The sequence below is a fragment of the Burkholderia sp. FERM BP-3421 genome, from assembly GCF_028657905.1.
Taxonomy (GTDB): Bacteria; Pseudomonadota; Gammaproteobacteria; order Burkholderiales; family Burkholderiaceae; genus Burkholderia.
Window position 1 is genome coordinate 1524149 of record NZ_CP117782.1, and the last position, 20060, is coordinate 1544208.

General features: G+C 69.2%; 11 protein-coding genes and 1 pseudogene. 6 read left to right on the plus strand and 6 right to left on the minus strand.

From position 1 onward, the window contains the following. Window positions 1-23: 23 nt before the first annotated feature. The 3 genes and pseudogenes from Bsp3421_RS34470 (at window position 24) to Bsp3421_RS22815 (ending at window position 4820) form a co-directional block, all read left to right on the plus strand. Window positions 24-3719: pseudogene (locus Bsp3421_RS34470) on the plus strand (efflux transporter outer membrane subunit). Continuing rightward, window positions 3716-3919 carry a DUF1656 domain-containing protein gene (locus Bsp3421_RS22810; RefSeq protein ID WP_252987007.1) on the plus strand — a complete coding sequence of 68 codons (204 nt, stop codon included), beginning with the start codon at window positions 3716-3718 and terminating at the stop codon, window positions 3917-3919. The pseudogene Bsp3421_RS34470 and the gene Bsp3421_RS22810 overlap by 4 nt, the downstream one beginning before the upstream one ends. A gap of 13 nt (window positions 3920-3932) precedes the next feature. Next, window positions 3933-4820: an efflux RND transporter periplasmic adaptor subunit gene (locus tag Bsp3421_RS22815; RefSeq protein WP_274003667.1), complete on the plus strand. Its 888-nt coding sequence runs from the start codon at window positions 3933-3935 to the stop codon at window positions 4818-4820. A gap of 55 nt (window positions 4821-4875) precedes the next feature. On the opposite strand, the gene Bsp3421_RS22820 is transcribed toward Bsp3421_RS22815, so the two are convergent. Beyond that, a complete protein-coding gene (locus tag Bsp3421_RS22820; RefSeq protein ID WP_274003669.1) occupies window positions 4876-6567 on the minus strand; it encodes a methyl-accepting chemotaxis protein in 1692 nt (563 codons plus the stop codon). Between the two features lie 427 nt (window positions 6568-6994). Between Bsp3421_RS22820 and Bsp3421_RS22825 the strand changes: the two genes are divergently transcribed. Next, entirely contained in the window at window positions 6995-8242 is a 1248-nt protein-coding gene (locus tag Bsp3421_RS22825) for an MFS transporter (RefSeq protein WP_274003671.1), read from the plus strand. A 47-nt stretch (window positions 8243-8289) separates the two neighbouring features. Here Bsp3421_RS22825 and Bsp3421_RS22830 read toward each other — a convergent pair whose 3' ends face one another. Both Bsp3421_RS22830 and Bsp3421_RS22835 read right to left on the minus strand, forming a co-directional pair. Next, the gene (locus Bsp3421_RS22830) at window positions 8290-9081 is read right to left on the minus strand and encodes a 5'-methylthioadenosine/adenosylhomocysteine nucleosidase (RefSeq protein WP_274003672.1); all 792 of its coding nucleotides are present in this window, start codon (window positions 9079-9081) and stop codon (window positions 8290-8292) included. Beyond that, window positions 9078-11441 (minus strand): UvrD-helicase domain-containing protein, encoded by a 2364-nt coding sequence (locus Bsp3421_RS22835; RefSeq protein ID WP_274003674.1) that lies wholly within the window; start codon window positions 11439-11441, stop codon window positions 9078-9080. The genes Bsp3421_RS22830 and Bsp3421_RS22835 overlap by 4 nt, the downstream gene beginning before the upstream one ends. Before the next feature lie 315 nt (window positions 11442-11756). Here Bsp3421_RS22835 and Bsp3421_RS22840 point away from each other — a divergent pair, with 315 nt between their 5' ends. Both Bsp3421_RS22840 and galU read left to right on the plus strand, forming a co-directional pair. Then, entirely contained in the window at window positions 11757-14624 is a 2868-nt protein-coding gene (locus Bsp3421_RS22840; RefSeq protein ID WP_274003675.1) for a valine--tRNA ligase, read from the plus strand. Window positions 14625-14714: 90 nt separating this feature from the next. After that, a complete protein-coding gene (galU, locus tag Bsp3421_RS22845; RefSeq protein WP_274003676.1) occupies window positions 14715-15593 on the plus strand; it encodes a UTP--glucose-1-phosphate uridylyltransferase GalU in 879 nt (292 codons plus the stop codon). Window positions 15594-15630: 37 nt separating this feature from the next. On the opposite strand, the gene Bsp3421_RS22850 is transcribed toward galU, so the two are convergent. From Bsp3421_RS22850 to Bsp3421_RS22860, 3 genes are read right to left on the minus strand one after another with little or no spacing between them, the layout of a single operon-like run. Next, window positions 15631-16251, minus strand: a complete 621-nt coding sequence (locus tag Bsp3421_RS22850; RefSeq protein WP_274003678.1) for a DUF4136 domain-containing protein — start codon at window positions 16249-16251, stop codon at window positions 15631-15633. Window positions 16252-16285: 34 nt separating this feature from the next. Next, a complete protein-coding gene (locus tag Bsp3421_RS22855) occupies window positions 16286-18694 on the minus strand; it encodes a CHASE2 domain-containing protein (RefSeq protein ID WP_274003679.1) in 2409 nt (802 codons plus the stop codon). A gap of 10 nt (window positions 18695-18704) precedes the next feature. Continuing rightward, a complete protein-coding gene (locus Bsp3421_RS22860) occupies window positions 18705-20048 on the minus strand; it encodes a FecR domain-containing protein (protein WP_274004323.1) in 1344 nt (447 codons plus the stop codon). Between the last annotated feature and the right edge of the window lie 12 nt (window positions 20049-20060).

Consider the following 20060-nt stretch of genomic DNA (forward strand, 5'->3'; position numbering starts at 1 on the left):
CTTTATCCGAAAGGGAGAAAATCGTGCGGCCTCCGGCAACAAGAGGGACGTTTGCACTCGCGGTTCTTGCAATTTCATTGACAATCGCCGGTTGCGCGAGCATGGGCGGAATTGCACCGCAAGCCAAGCAGATCGATCCCGCCGCGCTCGACGCCGGCACCGCGATCCAGGCGGCGAACCGCGACGCGGGCTGGCCCGCGTCCGACTGGTGGCGCGCCTATCGCGATCCGCAGCTCGACGCGTGGGTCGCCGCCGCCCAGGCCGGCAGCCCGTCGCTCGCGGCCGCGCAGGCGCGCGTGCGCGAGGCGCAGTCGATGGCGCGCGCCGCCCACGCGGACGAGCTGCCGCAGCTGAACGGCGCGCTGTCGCTGGCCCGCCAGCACTGGCCGGACAACGTGTACTACGGCCCCGGCCCGCTCGCCAACGCCGATACCTGGAACAACACCGGCACCCTGAGCCTGTCGTACCACCTCGACCTGTGGGGCAAGGACCGGAACACCGCGGAACGCGCGGTCGACGTCGCCCGCGCGCGCGCCGCCGACGAACGCGCGGCCCGGCTCGAACTGGAAACCAATGTCGTGCGCGCCTACATCAGCCTGTCGATGAACTTCGCGCTGCTCGACATCGCGCATGCGACCTACGAGCGCCAGCACGAGCTGGCCGAGCTCGCCCGCAAGCGCCTGATCGCAGGCCTCGGCACGCAGCTCGACGTGAGCCAGGCGGAAGCCACGCTGCCCGACTACGAACGGCAGATCGACACCTACGAGGAAGCGATCGCGCTCGGCCGCCACCAACTCGCCGCGCTCGCCGGCAAGGGCCCCGGCGCGGGTGCGGCGCTCGCGCGCCCCGCCCTCGCGCTCGACGCGCCGGCCGGCCTGCCGTCCGCGCTGCCCGCCGAGCTGATCGGACGCCGCCCGGACGTGGTCGCCGCGCGCTGGCTCGTCGACGCCCAGGCCCGCGGCATCGACGTCGCCAAGGCCGACTTCTATCCGAACATCAACCTCGTCGCGTCGATGGGCGGCTTCGGCGTCACCGCGCCGTTCGCCGACTTCCTGCGCGCGATGAACGGCGGCTGGTCGGCCGGCCCCGCGCTGACGCTGCCGATCTTCGAGGGCGGCCGGCTGCGCGCGCAGCTCGGCGCGGCCGCGGCGGGCTACGACCAGGCGGTCGAGCACTACAACCAGACGCTCGTCGGCGCGCTCAAGGACATCGCCGACAACGTCGTGCGGATCCGCTCGCTCGACACCCAGCAGAAGGACGCCGGCCGCTCGGTCACGCTCACGCAGCGCTCCTACGATCTGTCGCGCGAAGGGTTCCGGCGCGGGCTCACCGACTACGTGAACGTGCTGGTCGCGCAAAGCCAGCTGCTGCGCGCGCAGGACACCCGGACCCGGATCGACGCCGAGCGGCTCGCCGCGCATGCGTCGCTGATGGCCGCGCTCGGCGGCGGGCTCGACGCGCCCGAGGACGCGCCGCGCGACGCCGCCTTGCCCGCTTCCGCCACGCCGGCGACGCGCCGCTGATACGAGGCCGCCATGTCCGCTTCCACCGCCTCCCGCCCGTCGCCGTTCGCCGCGTTCGTCACGGCCGCCGCCGATTGGGCGCACACCGACGGGCACGCCTGGATCTACCTGGCCAAGGCGCTCGCGGCCGCGTTTCTCGCGCTGGGCGTCTCGATGGCGCTCGACCTGTCCGCGCCGAAGACCGCGATGACGACCGTGTTCATCGTGATGCAGCCGCAAAGCGGCGCGGTGTTCGCGAAGAGCTTCTATCGGCTGGTCGGCACCTTCGTGGGACTGACGGCGACGCTCACGCTGGTCGGCCTGTTCCCGCAGCAGCCGGTGCTGTTCCTGATCTCGCTCGCGCTGTGGATCGCGCTGTGCACGGCGGGCGCCGCGCGCAACCGCAACTTCCGCAGCTACGGCTTCCTGCTCGCGGGCTACACCGCCGCGCTGATCGGCCTGCCCGCGTCGCAACACCCGGACGGCGCGTTCATGACCGCGATGACGCGCGTCTCCGAGATCACGGTCGGCATCCTGTCGGCGGGCGTGATCAGCGCGCTGATCTTCCCGCAGTACACGGGCGAGCAGATGCGCACCACGGTGCGCCAGCGCTTCACGGGCTTCGTCGACTACGTCGCGGCCGCGCTGGCCGGCGACATGGATCGCGCGCGCATCGAACGCGTGCACACGCGCTTCGTGGCCGACGTGGTCGGCTTCGAGGCCGCGCGCAGCATGGCCGTGTTCGAGAATCCCGACACCCGCATGCGCAGCGGCCGGCTCGCGCGCCTGAACAGCGAGTTCATGACCGCGTCGAGCCGCTTCCACGCACTGCACCAGTTGATGAACCGGCTGCACGCCGCGAGCGCGCAGGCCGTCGCCGCGATCGAACCGTACTTCCGCGAGATCGCGCCGCTGCTGAGCCCGGAGGGCGAGCCGGTGCGCTCGTCGGCCGACGCCGCGCGGGTCGCCGCGCAGCTGCTCGCCTATCGCGACGCGCTGCCGCGCCGGATCCGCGCGACGCGCGCCGGGCACGAGAACGATCCCGCGTTCCCGCTGCTCGACTTCGATACCGCGTCCGAGCTGCTGTACCGCTTCATCGCCGACCTGCACGCGTACTCGGCCACCTATGCGTCGCTCGCGAGCAGCAGCCACGAGCGCGAACGCTGGATCGAGCGCTACGAGCCGCGCACCAATCCGACGGCCGCGCTGATCGCCGGCGTGCGCACCGCGATCGTGGTGCTCGTGCTCGGCTGGTTCTGGATCGCGACCGCGTGGCCGAGCGGCGTGATGCTCGTGCTGAACGCGGCGGCCGTATGCGCGCTGGCCTCGTCGACGCCGCACCCGACCCGCATGTCCGCGCAGATGGGCTTCGGCACCACCCTCGCGGTGCTCATGGGCCTGCTGCTGATGTTCGGCGTGTATCCGCACATCGACGGCTTCGTGATGCTGTGCGCGGCGCTCGTGCCGTTCCTGTCGATCGGCATCTTCATGTCGGTGCGGCCGAAGCTCGCGGGCTACGGCATGGGCTACCTGATCTTCTTCTGCACGCTCGCCGGGCCGGAGAACGTCACCCACTACGATCCGACCGGCTTCATGAACGACGCGCTCGCGCTGATCCTGTCGATGCTGGTGTCGGCGGTCGCGTTCGCGGTGCTGTTCCCGCCGGCCGGACCCTGGCTCAAGCGCCGGCTGTTCGCCGACCTGCGCCACCAGGCCGTGGCCGCCTGCCGCGCGCGCCTCGCCGGGCTGCGCACGCGCTTCGAGAGCGGCGCGCGCGACCTGATGTTCCAGGCCCACGGCCTCGCCGCCGACCAGCCCGGCACGCAGCGCGACGCGCTGCGCTGGATGTTCGCGGTGCTCGAGACCGGCAATGCCGTGATCGACCTGCGCAACGAGCTGGCGACCCTGCCGCCCGACCCGCGCTACGCGGCCACCATGCCGTGGCGACGCGCGATCGACGTCGCGCGCGACGCGGTCGCCGCGCTGTACGCGCAACCGGCGAGCGCGCGCTTCGACCGCGCGCTCGCGGCGACCATCGACGCGATCGCCTCGACCCAGCAGGCGCTCGCCACCTTCGAGCCGCCGCGCGAGGAGCGCCGCCGGCTGCAACGGATCCTGAGCCACCTGCATTTCATCCGCACGGCGCTGCTCGATCCGGAATCGCCGCTCGCCACGCTCGGCGCGCCTTCGCCCGCCCAACCAGGAACGCCCTCATGATGCCGCGCGAAATCGCCATTCTCGACGCCTACATGCCCACCGTCGTGCTGATGTTCGTCATCGGCGCGATCCTGACCTGGGCGCTCGACCGCCTGCTTGCCCACACCGGGCTCTACCGCGTCGTCTGGCACCCGTCGCTGTTCCGCGCAAGCCTGCTCGTCTGCATCTGCGGCGGCCTGAGCCTTGCCGTCTATCGTTGATATGAATCGAACCATGATCCTGCGAAAACTCTTCGGCTTCGTCGCGACAGCCGCCATCCTGATCGTCGCGATCCTGATCGGGCGCACCCTGTGGGTGTACTACATGGACGAGCCCTGGACCCGCGACGGCCGCGTGCGCGCGGAAATCGTCAACGTCGCGCCCGACGTGTCGGGCGCCGTGGTCGCGCTGCCCGTGCGCGACAACCAGTTCGTGCACAAGGGCGACGTGATCATGCAGATCGATCCGTCGCACTACCAGATCGCGGTCGAGCAGGCGCAGGCCGCGGTCGCGGCCCGGCGCGCCGAGCTGCAGATGCGGCGCGCCGACGCCGCGCGCCGCGCCGATCTCGACGCGCTCGTCGTGTCGAAGGAGAACCGCGAGAACGCGACCCAGACCGCCTCCAGCGCGGACGCGCAATACCAGCAGGCGCTCGCCGCGCTCGACGCCGCCAAGCTGAACCTCGCGCGCACCACGGTGGTCGCGCCGGTCGACGGCCACATCACCAACCTGAACGTGTTCCGCGGCGACTACGCGACGGCCGGCGCGGCCAAGCTCGCGATCGTCGACAGTCATTCGTTCTGGGTATACGGCTATTTCGAGGAAACCAAGCTGCCGCGCGTGAAGATCGGCGCGAAGGCGGAAATGCGGCTGATGAGCGGCGGCGTGCTGAAGGGCCATGTCGAAAGCATCTCGCGCGGCATCTACGATCGCGACAATCCGCAAAGCCGCGACCTCGTCGCCGACGTGAACCCGACCTTCAACTGGGTGCGCCTCGCGCAGCGCGTGCCGGTGCGCATCAGGATCGACGCGGTGCCGGACGACGTCGTGCTGTCGGCGGGCACCACCTGCACCGTGATCGTCGAGCAGGACAAGAAGCAGGACAGCAAGAAGCGCAGCTGAGCGCTGCGCCGGGGCACGCCGCCGACGCAGGCGGCCGCGCCCCTCATCCGCGCAGTCAGGCCGTCGCGGCCGCGCGCGCGGGCACGCGGAAATGACTGACCATCGCCTTGAGCGACTGCGCCTGCTCGTCGAGCGAACGCGCGGCCGCGGCCGCCTGCTCGACGAGCGCCGCATTCTGCTGGGTGCCCGAATCCATCTGCGAGACGGCGCGCCCGATCTCGTCGATGCCCGCGCTCTGCTCGTTCGACGCGCTCGAAATCTCGCCCATGATGTCGGTCACGCGCTTCACCGCGCGCACCACCTCGTTCATCGTGCGGCCCGCGTCCTGCGCGAGCAGCGCACCGTTCGCGACCCGCTCGACCGACGCGCCGATCAGCGTCTTGATCTCCTTGGCCGCGGTCGCCGAGCGTTGCGCGAGCGAGCGCACCTCGCTCGCCACCACCGAGAAGCCGCGCCCCTCCTCGCCCGCGCGCGCGGCCTCGACCGCCGCGTTCAGCGCGAGGATATTGGTCTGGAACGCGATGCTCTCGATCACGCCGGTGATGTCGCGGATGCTCTTCGCGCTGTCGTCGATCTCGGTCATCGTCGCGACCACCCGGCCGACCACCTCGCCGCCCTGTTCCGCGACCGCCGACGCATTCGCGGCCAGCGCGCTCGCCTGCTTCGCGTTCTCGGTGTTCTGGTGGACCGTCGAGGTCAGCTGCTCCATGCTCGCCGCCGTCTTCTCGAGCGCGACCGCCTGCTGCTCGGTGCGCTGCGACAGGTCGAGATTGCCCATCGAGATCTGCCCCGACGCCGCCGCGATCGCCTCCGCGCTCGCCGCGATGTCGCGCACCGTGCCGGCCAGGCCGTCCTGCATGTCGCGCAGCGCGTGCAGCATGCTGTCGCGGTCGCGCTGCTTCAGGCGGATCGCATTCGTGAGATCGCCCTGCGCGATGTGCCCGGCGATCTTCTTCGCATAGGCCGGCTCGCCGCCCAGTTGCGTGCCGAGCCGCCGCACGACCCACTCGGCGATCACGAAGGCGAGCGCGATCAGCCCCACGGTCATGATCGCGATCATCGCGAACGAGGCGCGGAACAGCGTCGTCGAGGTGTCGAGCGTCGCGCGCGAGGCGTCGCCGCGCGCCTTCACGAGCCCGTCCACCAGGGTTTCGAGCTTGCCCGTCTCGACGATCAGCGAGACGTCCTGGGTGCCGACCTGCCAGCTCATCTGCGACAGGTCGAGCGGCTGCTCGCGCACGAGCTTGACGAAGTCGCGCAGGTGGCCGCTCCATGCGCCGACCGAGGTCGAGAACGCCTTGAGCTTCGCGCTGTCGTCCGTATCGGCGGGATGCGTGAAACGCTGCAGCGTGGCCAGCTCGGCGCCGATCGCGTCGAGCCCCTTGTCGATGTCGCCGCCGAGATCGTCGCGCTCCTTCGCGGTGGTCGCGGTCAGCAGCATCTTCTGCGCGCGGCTCGCGCGCAGCACGTAGCCGCGCACTTCCTCCGCCGAGCGGCTCGCGACGTACCCCTGCTCATACACCGAACGGATCGAGCCGTGCAGACGGCTGATCTGCATCAGCGAGAACAGGCCGATCACGAGCGTGCCCACCAGCAGCGTGCCGAACGCCACGCGCAAGGTCGTCTTCACCGACCAGGGCTTGCGCGCGGTGCTCCGCTTCCCCGACGCGCCCGCCCCCCGGCCCGTCGCTTCGTCATCCGGCAAGAATCCGGGCCCACGTCGCCCACGCAGCGCTACGCCTTTCATTGATATGTCCCCGTTCTGGTCTGCTGCTGCAACCGGGAAGGTCGGTCCCGGCCTGGCCGTCGACATGCCACGCACGCCGGCCGGGCGCCCCTGGCCAGGCGTGTCCACTGGCCGGATCGGTCGAATCCGGTGTACGCGGCTTTCATTTCATTCTTTCACGATGCTTCCGCCGCTTCTACGGCAACGGCGCGTGCTTCTTGAGTCCGGCCAAACCCGCAGGCGCGGCGCGCACGGCCGCGGGCGTCTCCCCTTATACCCATCCAAAAATCGGCGCACCTTGATTCAACAGGCAAATCGAATGTCTCATTCTCGACAAAGGTTGGCCGGACAATGAACAGACGCCACATTAGACTGCGTTCACGCATGAATGAACAACGCGCACCCGGCTTCCGGCAAGCGCCCTTCCGCCTCCTCGACCCGCCGCATCATGGAAACCAGTCTCGACAACCGCTCCGCTCCCGTTCCGCCCGCCGCCACGCCCGCGCCGGCCATCACGCGCACCGTCTATCCGGTGCTCGGCGCGATCAGCTTCTCGCACCTGCTCAACGACATGATCCAGTCGCTGATCCTCGCGATCTATCCGATGCTGAAGGCGAATTTCGCGCTGTCGTTCGCGCAGATCGGGCTCATCACGCTGACCTACCAGATCACCGCGTCGCTGCTACAGCCGCTGATCGGCTACTACACCGACAAGCATCCGAAGCCGTACTCGCTGCCGGTCGGGATGAGCTTCACGCTGGGCGGGCTGGTGCTGATGTCGATCGCGCCGAACTTCTCGATCCTGCTGATCGCGGCCGCGCTGGTCGGCTGCGGCTCGTCGGTGTTCCATCCGGAATCGTCGCGCGTCGCGCGGATGGCGTCGGGCGGCCAGCACGGGCTCGCGCAATCGCTGTTCCAGGTGGGCGGCAACGCGGGCTCGTCGCTCGGACCGCTCCTCGCCGCGTTGATCGTGATCCCGCACGGCCAGCGCAGCATCGCGTGGTTCTCGCTGGCCGCGCTGGTCGCCATCGTCGTGCTGTGGCAGATCGGCCGCTGGTACCAGCGCCACCCGGCCACCCGCAAGAAGCTCGCGCGCGACGCGCAGTCGCTGCTGCCGCCCCGCAAGGTCGCGTTCGCGATGGGCGTGCTCGTGATGCTCGTGTTCTCGAAGTACATCTACCTCGCGAGCCTCAACAGCTATTTCACCTTCTACCTGATCGACAAGTTCCATCTGTCGGTGCAGGCCGCGCAGTTCCACCTGTTCGTGTTCCTCGCGGCGGTCGCCGCCGGCACCGTGATCGGCGGCCCGATCGGCGATCGCATCGGCCGCAAGTACGTGATCTGGGTATCGATTCTCGGCGTCGCGCCGTTCACGCTGCTGCTGCCGTACGCCAACCTGCTCTGGACCAGCGTGCTGACCGTGATCATCGGCGTGGTGCTCGCGTCGGCGTTCTCCGCGATCATCGTCTACGCGCAGGAGCTGATCCCCGGCAAGGTCGGGATGGTCGCCGGGCTGTTCTTCGGTTTCGCGTTCGGGCTGGGCGGCGTCGGCGCGGCGGCGCTCGGCGAGCTGGCCGACGCGACCAGCATCGGCTTCGTCTACAAGGTGTGCTCGTTCCTGCCGCTGCTCGGGATCCTCACCGTGTTCCTGCCCGACATCGAGGGCATGCGGCGCGCGGCGGCGAAAGCCGCCTGAGACGACCCAGGCCCGAACCGGCGGCGCGCTTGCGCCGCCGCAGGAGTTCAGCGCGCCTGCGCGTGAATCGCGAGGAAGCGCCGCAGGATGCCCGACGAATAGGCGCCCGCGATATCGGCGAGAAAACGCGTGAACGACGCGCTCGCGTGATCGTCCGCGGTATCGGAAATGGTGCGCACGACCGCGCACGGCACGCCGTACTCGTGGCACACCTGCGCGAGCGCCGCGCCCTCCATCTCGACCGCGCATGCCGCGGGCAGCGCGTCGCGCAGCGCGATCACCTCGCGCTCGCTCGACACGAAACGATCGCCGCTGATGATGAGCCCCGTGCGCACCTGGGGCGCGCGCAGGCGGAAGCGCTGCCGCAGCGCCTCGCCCTCTTCGGCGATGAACTGCTCGCATGCCGCCCGCAGTTGCGCGGCAAGCGCCGCGTCGGCCGGGAAACGCGCGACGCCGAGCAGCGGCGCCTCGAAGCGCGGAAACAGCGGCGAGGCGTCGAGATCGTGCTGCAGCAGCGCATCGGCGACCACGATGTCGCCGACCGCGACCTCGCGCGCGACCCCGCCCGCCACGCCCGTGAACACGACCGCGCGCACCTGAAAGCGCAGCAGCAGCGCGCTGACGGTGGCCGCCGCCGCGACCTTGCCGATCCGCGCGAGCGTGACGACGCAGGCCACGCCGCTCGCCGTGCCGACGTGATAATCGCGCCCGCCCAGCGAAACCGTCTCGACGGGCCCCTCGGCGCGCATCGCGGCGACCAGGTCGCCCAGTTCCTCGGGCAGCGCCGCGAGAATGCCGAGCGGCTGCCCGGCCGGCAACGTCAGGGAGGACGGCGTCATTCGACCGCCTGCAGTTTCGCGACGGCGAGCGCGAGCCACTTCTCGCCATGGCGCTTGAACTTGACCTGCGCCTTCGCATCGGCGCCGCTGCCTTCGAGCGCCGTCACCGTGCCTTCGCCGAACTTCGTGTGGAAGACCTGCTGGCCGACCCGGAAGCCGCCCTCGGCCGCGCGCTGCTGGTTCGCGAACGCGGGCAGCGGCGCCGTCACGGCCGCATCGACCACACTCTCCCGGCTGCCGCCGCCCGGCCGCGAGAACCAGTCGCGCCCCCAACCGGCGTTGTCGGCGCGGCCGCCCCAGCGCGCCGAGGCCTCGACCTTCGGCGTCAGCCACTTGAGCACGTGCTCGGGCAATTCATCGAAGAAGCGCGAGCGGATGTTGTAGCGGGTCTGGCCATGCAGCAGGCGGCTCTGCGCGAACGACAGGTAGAGCCGCTCCTTCGCGCGCGTGATCGCGACGTACATCAGGCGGCGCTCTTCTTCGAGGCCGTCGGATTCGAGCGCGCTGTTCTCGTGCGGGAACAGGCCTTCCTCCAGCCCCGTGATGAACACCGCGGCGAATTCGAGCCCCTTCGCCGCGTGCACCGTCATCAGCTGCACCGCGTCCTGGCCGGCCTGCGCCTGGTTGTCGCCCGCCTCCAGCGAGGCGTGCGACAGGAAGCCGGCGAGCGGCGTCATCGTGTCCGGGTTCTGCGCGGGCGCATCGAGCGCGAACGGATCGAGCACCGCGTCGGCGGGATCGTCGCTCGCCGCCGCGAGCCCGGGCGCCGCGGTCGCGCCGGCGCGCAGCGGGATCGCGCGCGCCGGCGCGTCGAGCCCGTAGCCCTCCTCGCCGACGAACGCGGCAGCCGCGTTGACCAGTTCCTGCAAGTTCTCGAGCCGGTCCTGCCCCTCGCGCTCGCCCTGGTAGAAGTCCGCGAGGCCACTCGCGCGCACCACGTACTCGACCGTCTCGGGCAGGCTCATCTGCAGCGTCTCGGCGCGCATCTTCGCGATCAGGTTCGCGAATCCGCCGAGGCTCGTGCCGGCCTTGCCGGTCACGTAGGGAATCGCGGCCGCCATCGCGCAATCGTAAAGACGCGCGGCATCGGCGAGCTGCTCGATCGAGCGCGCGCCGATGCCGCGCGTCGGGAAGTTCACGACGCGCACGAACGCGGTGTCGTCGTTCGGGTTGTCGATCAGGCGCAGATACGCGAGCGCGTGCTTGATTTCCTGGCGCTCGAAGAAGCGCAGCCCGCCGTACACCCGATACGGAATGCCCGCCGTCATCAGCGTGTGCTCGATCGCGCGCGACTGCGCGTTGCTGCGATACAGGATCGCGACCTCGCTGCGCGCCATCCCGCTGCCGATCAGCGAGCGGATCTCCTCGACGATCCAGCCCGCCTCCTGCGAATCGGTCGCCGCCTCGTACACGCGCACCGGCTCGCCGTGCCCGGCGTCGGTGCGCAGGTTCTTGCCGAGCCGGTGCGCGTTGTTCGAGATCAGCTGGTTCGCCGCGTCGAGGATGTTGCCGTGCGAGCGGTAGTTCTGCTCCAGCTTGATCAGGTTGCGCACCCGGAACTCGTCCTCGAAGTCGCGCATGTTGCCGACGTTCGCGCCGCGGAACGCATAGATCGACTGGTCGTCGTCGCCGACCGCGAAGATCGCGTTGTGCGAACCCGCGAGCAGCTTGAGCCACGCGTACTGGAGCTTGTTGGTGTCCTGGAACTCGTCGACCAGGATGTGCTTGAAGCGCGCCTGGTAATGCGCGCGCAACGGCGGATTGTGCGCGAGCAGCTCGTAGCAGCGCAGCAGCAGCTCGGGGAAATCGACCACGCCCTCGCGCTGGCACTGCTGGTCGTACGCCTGGTAGATCTCGACGAACTTGCGGTTGAAGTTGTCGGTCGCGTCGACCTTGTCGGGCCGCAGGCCCTGCTCCTTCGCGTTGTTGATGAAGTACTGGACGTTCTTCGGCGGATACTTCTCGTCGTCGATGTTGGCCGCCTTCATCAGCCGCTTGATCGCGGACAGCTGGTCGGCCGTATCGAGGATCTGGAAGGTCTGCGGCAGCCCGGCGTCGCGGTGATGCGCGCGCAGCATGCGATTGCAGAGGCCGTGGAAGGTGCCGATCCACATGCCGCGCGTATCGATCGGCAGCAAGGCCGTCAGGCGCGCCATCATCTCGCGCGCGGCCTTGTTAGTGAAGGTCACGGCGAGCACCGTCGGGGGCGATGCATAGCCCTGCTGGATCAGCCACGCGATGCGCGTGATGAGCACCCGGGTCTTGCCGCTGCCCGCCCCGGCGAGGATCAGCGCCGGTTCGTTCGGCAGCGTGACGGCCGCGTGTTGTTCTTGATTCAGGTTGGCGAGCAGATCGGGCATAAAGACGAGGCGGAATGGCGCGGGAACGCAAAGCGGACATTATAAGGGGGCACTGAGGAACCGATGCGGCGCATCCCGCCGAGGCGCGCCGCCGCCTGCCCCGCGCCGGGTCCGGAGCGCGGATCGGCGGGCGATGCGACGCCTGTTTCCGCGCCCCGCCCGCACCGATCCGCCCGCCCCTCGCGCGGCCGGACACGCGGCGGCGCGACGACGCGACCGGAAATCCGAACCCGATCGCACCGCCCCACCTACCCCGCGGGCTTTATAATCCAGGGTTTACTTATCCAACACGCATCTTTCGGCAGATTTCCAACCATGAGCGACAGCACGCTTGCGAAAAGTTTCGAGCCCCACACCATCGAAGCCCAATGGGGGCCGGAGTGGGAAAAACGCGGCTATGCCGCCCCGGCCTTCGATCCGTCCCGCCCGGATTTCGCGATCCAACTGCCGCCGCCCAATGTCACGGGCACGCTGCACATGGGCCACGCGTTCAACCAGACGATCATGGACGGCCTCGCGCGCTACCACCGCATGCTCGGCGCGAACACGCTGTGGGTGCCCGGCACCGATCACGCGGGCATCGCCACGCAGATCGTCGTCGAACGCCAGCTCGATGCGCAGGGCCAGTCGCGCCATGACCTCGGCCGCGAGAAATTCGTCCAGCGCGTGTGGGAATGGAAGGAACAGTCCGGCTCCACGATCACGCGCCAGGTGCGCCGCCTCGGCGCGTCGACCGACTGGTCGCGCGAATACTTCACGATGAACGACAAGATGTCGAACGTCGTGCGCGAGGTGTTCGTGCGCCTGTACGAACAGGGCCTCATCTATCGCGGCAAGCGCCTCGTGAACTGGGACCCGGTCCTGATGACCGCGGTGTCCGACCTCGAGGTCGTGAGCGAGGAGGAAAACGGCCATCTGTGGCACATCAACTACCCGCTCGTGAACGGCGGCGGCCACCTGACCGTCGCGACCACGCGCCCCGAGACGATGCTCGGCGACGTCGCGGTGATGGTGCACCCCGAGGACGAGCGCTATGCGCACCTGATCGGCCAACACGTGCAGCTGCCGCTCACCGGCCGCGAGATCCCGATCATCGCCGACGACTACGTCGACCGCGAATTCGGCACGGGCGTCGTGAAGGTCACGCCCGCGCACGACCAGAACGACTACCAGGTCGGCCAGCGTCACCAGCTGCCGCAGATCGAGATCCTCACGCTCGACGCGAAGATCAACGACAACGCGCCCGACACGTACCGCGGCCTCGACCGCTTCGAGGCGCGCAAGCGGGTGGTCGCCGATCTCGAGGCGCTCGGCCTGCTCGACTCGGTGAAGCCGCACAAGCTGATGGTGCCGCGCGGCGACCGCACGGGCGTCGTGATCGAGCCGATGCTGACCGATCAATGGTTCGTCGCGATGACGAAGCCGGCGCCGGAAGGCAGCTTCCATCCGGGCAAGTCGATCACCGAGGCGTCGCTCGACGTGGTGCGCGACGGCCAGATCAAGTTCGTGCCCGAGAACTGGACCACCACCTACTACCAGTGGCTCGAGAACATCCAGGACTGGTGCATCTCGCGCCAGCTGTGGTGGGGCCACCAGATCCCCGCGTGGTACGGCGAGAACGGCGAGATCTTCGTCGCGCGCGACGAGGACGACGCGCGCGCGCAGGCCGCCGCGCAGGGCTATGCGGGCGCGCTGCGCCGCGACGAGGACGTGCTCGACACCTGGTTCTCGTCCGCGCTCGTGCCGTTCTCCTCGCTCGGCTGGCCGGAGGAAACGCCCGAACTCAAGCACTTCCTGCCGTCGTCGGTGCTCGTCACCGGCTTCGACATCATCTTCTTCTGGGTCGCCCGGATGGTGATGATGACCACCCACTTCACGGGCCAGGTGCCGTTCCACACCGTCTACGTGCACGGCCTCGTGCGCGACGCGGAAGGCCAGAAGATGTCGAAGAGCAAGGGCAACACGCTCGACCCGATCGACATCGTCGACGGCATCGACCTCGACACGCTCGTCGCGAAGCGCACCACCGGCCTGATGAACCCGAAGCAGGCGGCGACGATCGAGAAGAAGACCCGCAAGGAATTCCCGGACGGCATTCCCGCGTTCGGCACCGACGCGCTGCGCTTCACGATGGCGTCGATGGCCACGCTCGGCCGCAACGTCAACTTCGATCTCGCGCGCTGCGAGGGCTACCGCAACTTCTGCAACAAGCTGTGGAACGCGACCCGCTTCGTGCTGATGAACTGCGAGGGCCACGACTGCGGCCTCGACAAGCCCGAAGTGTGCGGCGCGGGCGACTGCGGCCCCGGCGGCTATCTCGACTTCTCGGCGGCGGACCGCTGGATCGTGTCGCTGCTGCAGCGGGTCGAGGGCGATGTCGCCAAGGGCTTCGCCGACTACCGCTTCGACAACATCGCGACCAGCCTCTACAAGTTCGTCTGGGACGAGTACTGCGACTGGTACCTCGAACTCGCGAAGGTGCAGATCCAGAACGGCACCCCGGAGCAGCAGCGCGCCACGCGCCGCACGCTGCTGCGCGTGCTCGAGACCGTGCTGCGCCTCGCGCATCCGGTCATTCCGTTCATCACCGAGGCGCTGTGGCAGAAGGTCGCGCCGCTCGCCGGCCGCTATCCGCAGGGCAAGGCGGAAGGCGAAGCGTCGCTGATGGTGCAGCCCTACCCGCGCGCCGAACCCGGCAAGCTCGACGAAACGTCTGAACAGTGGGCGGCCGAACTGAAGGCAGTGGTCGATGCATGTCGTAATCTACGCGGCGAGATGAATCTGTCTCCGGCGACCAAGGCGCCGCTGCTGGTGGCGGGCGACGCCGCGCGCCTCGGCTCGTTCGCGCCTTACGTGAAGGCGCTGGCGCGCCTGTCCGACGTCCAGATCCTCGCCGACGAGGCGACCCTCGACCAGCAGGCGCACGGCGCGCCGATCGCGATCGTGGGAAACAGCAAGCTGGTGCTGAAGGTCGAGATCGACGTGGCGGCGGAACGCGAGCGCCTGTCGAAGGAAATCGCCCGGCTCGAGAACGAGATCACGAAATGCGCGGCCAAGCTCGGCAACGAGGCGTTCGTCGCCAAGGCGCCCGCCGCCGTGGTCGAGCAGGAGCAGAAGCGCCTCGCCGAATTCAAGAGCACGCTGACGAAGCTGGGCGCCCAATTGGTCCGCCTTCCGGCGTAACAATCGGTAATCTTCATTGCGTTCACTATAATGGCGGAATGATCATTGAATTCGAATAGCCGAATTCATTCGAGAAACAAGGGTTTATCTATGCTGAAAGTCACCAAGGCAGTTTTCCCGGTCGCGGGATTGGGCACGCGCTTCCTGCCCGCGACCAAGGCGAGTCCGAAGGAGATGCTGCCCGTCGTCGACAAGCCGTTGATCCAATATGCGGTGGAAGAGGCCATCGCGGCCGGCATCACCGAGATGATCTTCGTGACCGGGCGCAGCAAGCGTGCGATCGAGGATCATTTCGACAAATCGTATGAGATCGAGGCGGAGCTCGAGGCGCGCGGCAAGGAAAAGCTGCTCGAACTCGTGCGCAGCATCAAGCCGAGCCACGTCGACTGCTTCTACGTGCGCCAGCCCGAGGCGCTCGGCCTCGGCCACGCCGTGCTGTGCGCCGAGAAGCTGGTCGCCGACAACCCGTTCGCGGTGATCCTGGCCGACGACCTGCTCGATGGCCAGCCGCCCGTGATGAAGCAGATGGTCGACGTGTTCGACCACTATCACAGCTCGGTGATCGGGGTCGAGGAGATCCCGCCGTCGGAAACGAAATCCTACGGGATCGTCGACGGCAAGGAGTGGGAGGAGTCGATCATCAAGATGTCGGCGATCGTCGAAAAGCCGGCGCCCGAAGTCGCGCCGTCGAACCTCGGCGTGGTCGGCCGCTACATCCTGAAGCCGCGGATCTTCGAGCACCTGCGTGCGCTCAAGCCCGGCGCGGGCGGCGAGCTGCAGCTGACCGACGCGATCGAGGCGCTGCTCGCGGACGAGCAGGTGCTGGCGTACAAGTACCAGGGCACCCGCTACGACTGCGGCAGCAAGCTCGGCTACCTGAAGGCGACGGTCGAGTTCGCGCTGCGCCACCCGGAAGTGAAGCAGGAATTCGACACCTACCTGCGTCAGCGCGGCACGCCGCAAAGCTGAGCGCGCGGGCCGCGCGCCCCCGCCGGCCCGTGGCGCGTCAGTGCGGCGCGTCGGCCGGCGTCACCGAGACGACGCCCGGCATGCCGCCCGCGTCGTCTTTTTTCGTCTTCACGAGCCAGCCGCCCGCGGCGCCGAACGGCACCTGCGCGAGCGCGCTGCGCACCAGCGTCGGCGCCGCCTGCAACGCGTCCGGCCGGCGGTCCTTGACGGCCGCCGACACGCGATACGCTTCCGCGCCGCTCTTGCGGTCGATGAAGCGCAGCGTCAGCACGTGGCGATAGACGGTGCCCGCGAACGGCAGCGCGAACGGCGCGGGGCCGTCGACGTCGAGGCACGGCGCCTGCTCGCCGCCGCAGTGCGCGGTCGCGAGCGCGACCGCGGCCGGCTGCGTCGCATAGGCGATCGTGAGCCGGTAGCGCGCGTGGCCGCCCGGCTGCTCACCGAGCCCGCGCCGCGCCAATTCGTCGCGCACCAGCGCCTCCACCTTCCGATAGCCGGCGTTGGCCGACTGCGCGTCCGTGCGGGCGACCTCGTAGGAGCGCTCGCCGCCGGCCGCGAATCCACCCGGTTTCCCCGACGCACTGACGCCCGTCGTCACCGACGCGCATCCGGACAACAGCGCGACCGCCAGCGCGGCCTCCGCCCACAAGATTTTCATAGCTTCTCCCATACTTGCCAGTTCGCCCGCCGCGTCACGCGGCCGGCTCGTCGAGCAGCGGCAGCGTCACGATCAGCGCCGTGCCGACGCCGAGCGCACTGTCGACCACCACGCTGCCGCCATGCCGCGTCACCACGGTCTTGACGAACGCCATACCCAGCCCGGCCCCCGCCACCTCCGGCCGCTCGTTCGTGTGAAAGCGCTTGAAGCGCTCGAACAGATGCCGCTGGTCGTCGGGCGAGATGCCGTAGCCCTGATCGCGAATCGTACAGATCGTCCGCTTCGATGCGCGCTCCACCGACAGCGTGCAGGTGATCACCGTATCGGCGGGGCTGTACTTCACCGCGTTGTTGAGGATGTTCACCAGCGCGCGCGTCATCAGCGAGCGGTCGGCGCTGACCCAGCACAGATTGTCGCCGAACTGCGTATCGATGCGGATGCGCTTGGCCTGGGCCTGCGGCCAGACCTCGTCGCTCGCATCGATCAGCAGGTCCGCGAAACTCGCGGGCTCCAGCTGATAGGTCTGCGACTCGGCGCGCGCCAGCTGCACGAACTCGTCCGCCAGCATCAGCGCGCGCTGCGCATAGCGCTCGATGCGCGCGAGCATCGAGCGGATCTCGCCCGACTGCGGCCGCTGCCGCTCGATCTCGACCAGCGCGAGAATCGACGACTGCGGCGAACGCATGTCGTGCGACAGCAGATGCAGCGCCTCTTCCCGCTGCCGCTCCGCCGCGTGCAGTTCGGTCACGTCGACGAGGCCCGCGATCCAGCCCGTCACCTTGCCCTGCGCGTTGGTGCATGGCGCGTAGCGTAACAGATGATCGAGCCCGTCACTGTCACGAACTTCGATGCCGCGCTCCATCAGATCGTTATCGAAGTCGCGGGTGGGGTCGAGCGCGGCCGGCCAGTGCGCGCGCATTTCCGCCTCGCGCTCGGGATTGCCGTCGACCGTCTTCATGAAGGTCAGCTCGCCCAGCGCGACCCGCAGCGGCCGCCCTTCCGGCGCCGGCACGTTCAGGCGCGCGCAGTGCTTCTTCGCCGCATGGTTGGCGATCAGCACCGTGCCCCCGATGTCGGTCACGAGAACCGGTTCCGGCATGCTGTCGAGGCTGTCCCAGACAAACCGCTTCATGTCCTGCACACGCTGCGCGGCCTGCGCCATCAGGCTCATCTGACGCTCCAGCACGTCGCCGCCGAACTCGCCCCGCTCGCGCGGCGCCTCCGGCAGCAGGTGCGGCTCGTCCGCGAGCCGCTGCAGCTCGTGGCGCAGATAGGACATGGTCATTTCGAGCCGCCGCCAGTTCCAGATCGGGTAGACCGCGATCAGCCCGAAGATCGCCGGCGCGGGCGACAGCCACAGGCGCGCCTCGTACAGCAGCGCGGCGCTCGACGCGAGCGCGAGCACCACGAGGCTCAGCGTCAGCAGCAGCGAGCGCCACGGCGACAGCATCAGGAAGCCCGCGAGCAGCACCACGAGCGGCATCAGCGAGGCGATGAACAGCAGGCCGCCCGACACAGGCGAGATCGCCCGCCCGGTCATCAACATGTCGAGCACGCCCGCGTGGATGTAGACCCCCGGCAGCGGCCCGAACTCACCCGAAATCGGCGTCGCGAAACGATCGTAGAGGCCCGAGGCGGTCACGCCGACGATCACGATCTTGCCGCGCAGGCGCTCGGGGTCGACGCGCCCGGCCAGCACGTCGGCGAACGACACCGACGGATAGGTCTGCGTATAGCGGCTGAACGGAATCAGGTAGCGGGCCTCGCCGTTGTCGTCCTGGGCGAGATCGTGCGCGCGCCGCGTGACGGACAGCGCCTGCGCGAGCTTGAACTGGCCATTCTCGAACGCATGGAACACCGGCACCATCAGCTGCGGCCAGCGGTGCCGGCCGTCGCTCTCGTACAGCGCGACGCTGCGCACGATACCGTCCGGATCGACCTCGAGGTTGATATGGCCGACGCCCGCCGCATGCTCGGCCAGCTCGGGCACGGGCGGCACGACCGTGCGCGTGCCGTCGTGCTCCTCGGGGCTCAGCAGGATCGGCAGATAGGTCGACAATTTGTCGAGCGCGCGCGCGAACTCGCGATCGTCCGTCGACGGTTCGGTAAACAGCACGTCGTAGACCACGGCCGCCGGCTGCGCCTTGGCGAGCGCGTCGAGGAACTGCGCGTGCACGCTGCGCGCCCAGGGCCAGCGCCCGAGCGAGGCGAGGCTCGGGTTGTCGATCTCGACGATCACGAGGTTCGATTCGATCGGCAGATTGCGCAGCGTCAGCAGCCGGTCGTAGATGATCCGGTCGACGCTCGAGGTCGTGCGGCCGGCGACGCCGGCGAGAATCATCGCGATGCCGAGACAGCCGATCGCGATCCATTCGATGAGAAAGCGGCGGCCGAGCAGCCGCCGCCGCTGCATGCGCGGATCGATGCGCGGGTCAACTTTCATCCGCCGCCCGTCAACGCGCGAGCGTGAACGCGTTGACCGGACTGGCCTTTTCGTAGAAACGGCCGCCGCTGAACTGCTCCGCGATCACCGTCCAGTAATAATCGCCGGGCGGCAGGTTCGCGACCACGACGCGCCCGCCTTCGACATCGACCTGATCGACGATCGGGTTGCCGAGATCCTTCGACGCCGACAGCACGAAGCGGAAGCGCGTGGGGTCCGCCGAGCTGTGGGTCGACCAGCGGAACTCGTAGCCGCCCGCGCCGGGCCCGGCCGCCGTCGCGAGGCCGAACCGGCGGCGCTCGAACGCGTAGGTGCGCGGCAGGCCCTCGAGGCCGTTCACGTCGACCGCCGACACGCGCGCGAAATAGGTGCCGTCCGGCACGTCCGCGAATTCGGCGCGCGGCGCGTCGGCCCGCACTTCCTTGAACAGGTCGAGCAGCCCCGCGTCGCGCGCGATCTGCACACGGTAGGCGCGCGCGCCCTCGAGCGGCGCGAGCGTGAAGCCGACCTTCGGCTCATCCTGCACCTTGCCCGGATCGACGAGCCGCGGTGCTTCGAGCAGCGCGATCGGGCCGCCGACCTGGCCGTCCGCGCGCGTCACGTTGCCATAGTTCGCATGCACGAGCGCCGCATCGCGCGCGGGCTGCGCGCTCGGCGCGACGCCGACCGCGCCGTCCAGCACTTCGACCATCGTCGAGGCCTTGCCGTCGGTATCGTAGTTGACCCGGAAGCGCGTACCGCGCACCCCCGCCACCACCGACGGAGACCGGATCTGGAAGCGGTCGTCCCTCTTCTTCAGGTGGGTGACGTCGCTGTCGACCGAGCCGCGCTGCAGGTCGATCACGCGCTCCAGCGTGCCGGTCAGCACCGTGCGGCGCAGCGTCGCGAAATCGATCTGGCTGTCGGGCGGCAGGCTCAGGTGCGTGCCGTCCGCCAGCTCGAGCGTGACGAAGCCGCCGCTCCCGGTGCGCACGCGATCGCCCTCGCTGAGGGTCGAGTCGACCGCCACCGGCACGAAGCCGACGGTGCCGCTCGCGGCGCGCTCGACCGGCCCCTGCGCCGCGACCACGCGCGCCGACAGGCGCTCCTTGCGCAGCCGCACCGCCGGCAGGTTCAGCACGATGCCGGGCTGCAGCTGCTTCGGCGCGGGCACGTCGTTCAGCTGCGCGATCAGCGCCCAGTCGTCCGGGCCCTGCAGATAGCGATCCGCGACGTCGTACAGCGTGTCGCCCTGGCGGGTCGTGTACTGGACCGTTTTGACAGTCTGACGCGACGGCGTCTGCTGCGCGTCGGCGACCTGCAGCGCCAGCGCCGCGCCGACGGCGACGCAGGCGGCCAGCACCCGCGTGGTCATGCTCCTGCTCGT

What these genes read in the sequence shown, in the direction of transcription:
- Bsp3421_RS22810 (WP_252987007.1), top strand. Translation starts at nt 3,716, where the DNA reads ATGATGCCGCGCGAAATCGCCATTCTCGACGCCTACATGCCCACCGTC.
- Bsp3421_RS22815 (WP_274003667.1), top strand. Translation starts at nt 3,933, where the DNA reads ATGATCCTGCGAAAACTCTTCGGCTTCGTCGCGACAGCCGCCATCCTG.
- Bsp3421_RS22820 (WP_274003669.1), bottom strand. Translation starts at nt 6,567, where the DNA reads ATGAAAGGCGTAGCGCTGCGTGGGCGACGTGGGCCCGGATTCTTGCCG.
- Bsp3421_RS22825 (WP_274003671.1), top strand. Translation starts at nt 6,995, where the DNA reads ATGGAAACCAGTCTCGACAACCGCTCCGCTCCCGTTCCGCCCGCCGCC.
- Bsp3421_RS22830 (WP_274003672.1), bottom strand. Translation starts at nt 9,081, where the DNA reads ATGACGCCGTCCTCCCTGACGTTGCCGGCCGGGCAGCCGCTCGGCATT.
- Bsp3421_RS22835 (WP_274003674.1), bottom strand. Translation starts at nt 11,441, where the DNA reads ATGCCCGATCTGCTCGCCAACCTGAATCAAGAACAACACGCGGCCGTC.
- Bsp3421_RS22840 (WP_274003675.1), top strand. Translation starts at nt 11,757, where the DNA reads ATGAGCGACAGCACGCTTGCGAAAAGTTTCGAGCCCCACACCATCGAA.
- galU (WP_274003676.1), top strand. Translation starts at nt 14,715, where the DNA reads ATGCTGAAAGTCACCAAGGCAGTTTTCCCGGTCGCGGGATTGGGCACG.
- Bsp3421_RS22850 (WP_274003678.1), bottom strand. Translation starts at nt 16,251, where the DNA reads ATGAAAATCTTGTGGGCGGAGGCCGCGCTGGCGGTCGCGCTGTTGTCC.
- Bsp3421_RS22855 (WP_274003679.1), bottom strand. Translation starts at nt 18,694, where the DNA reads ATGAAAGTTGACCCGCGCATCGATCCGCGCATGCAGCGGCGGCGGCTG.
- Bsp3421_RS22860 (WP_274004323.1), bottom strand. Translation starts at nt 20,048, where the DNA reads ATGACCACGCGGGTGCTGGCCGCCTGCGTCGCCGTCGGCGCGGCGCTG.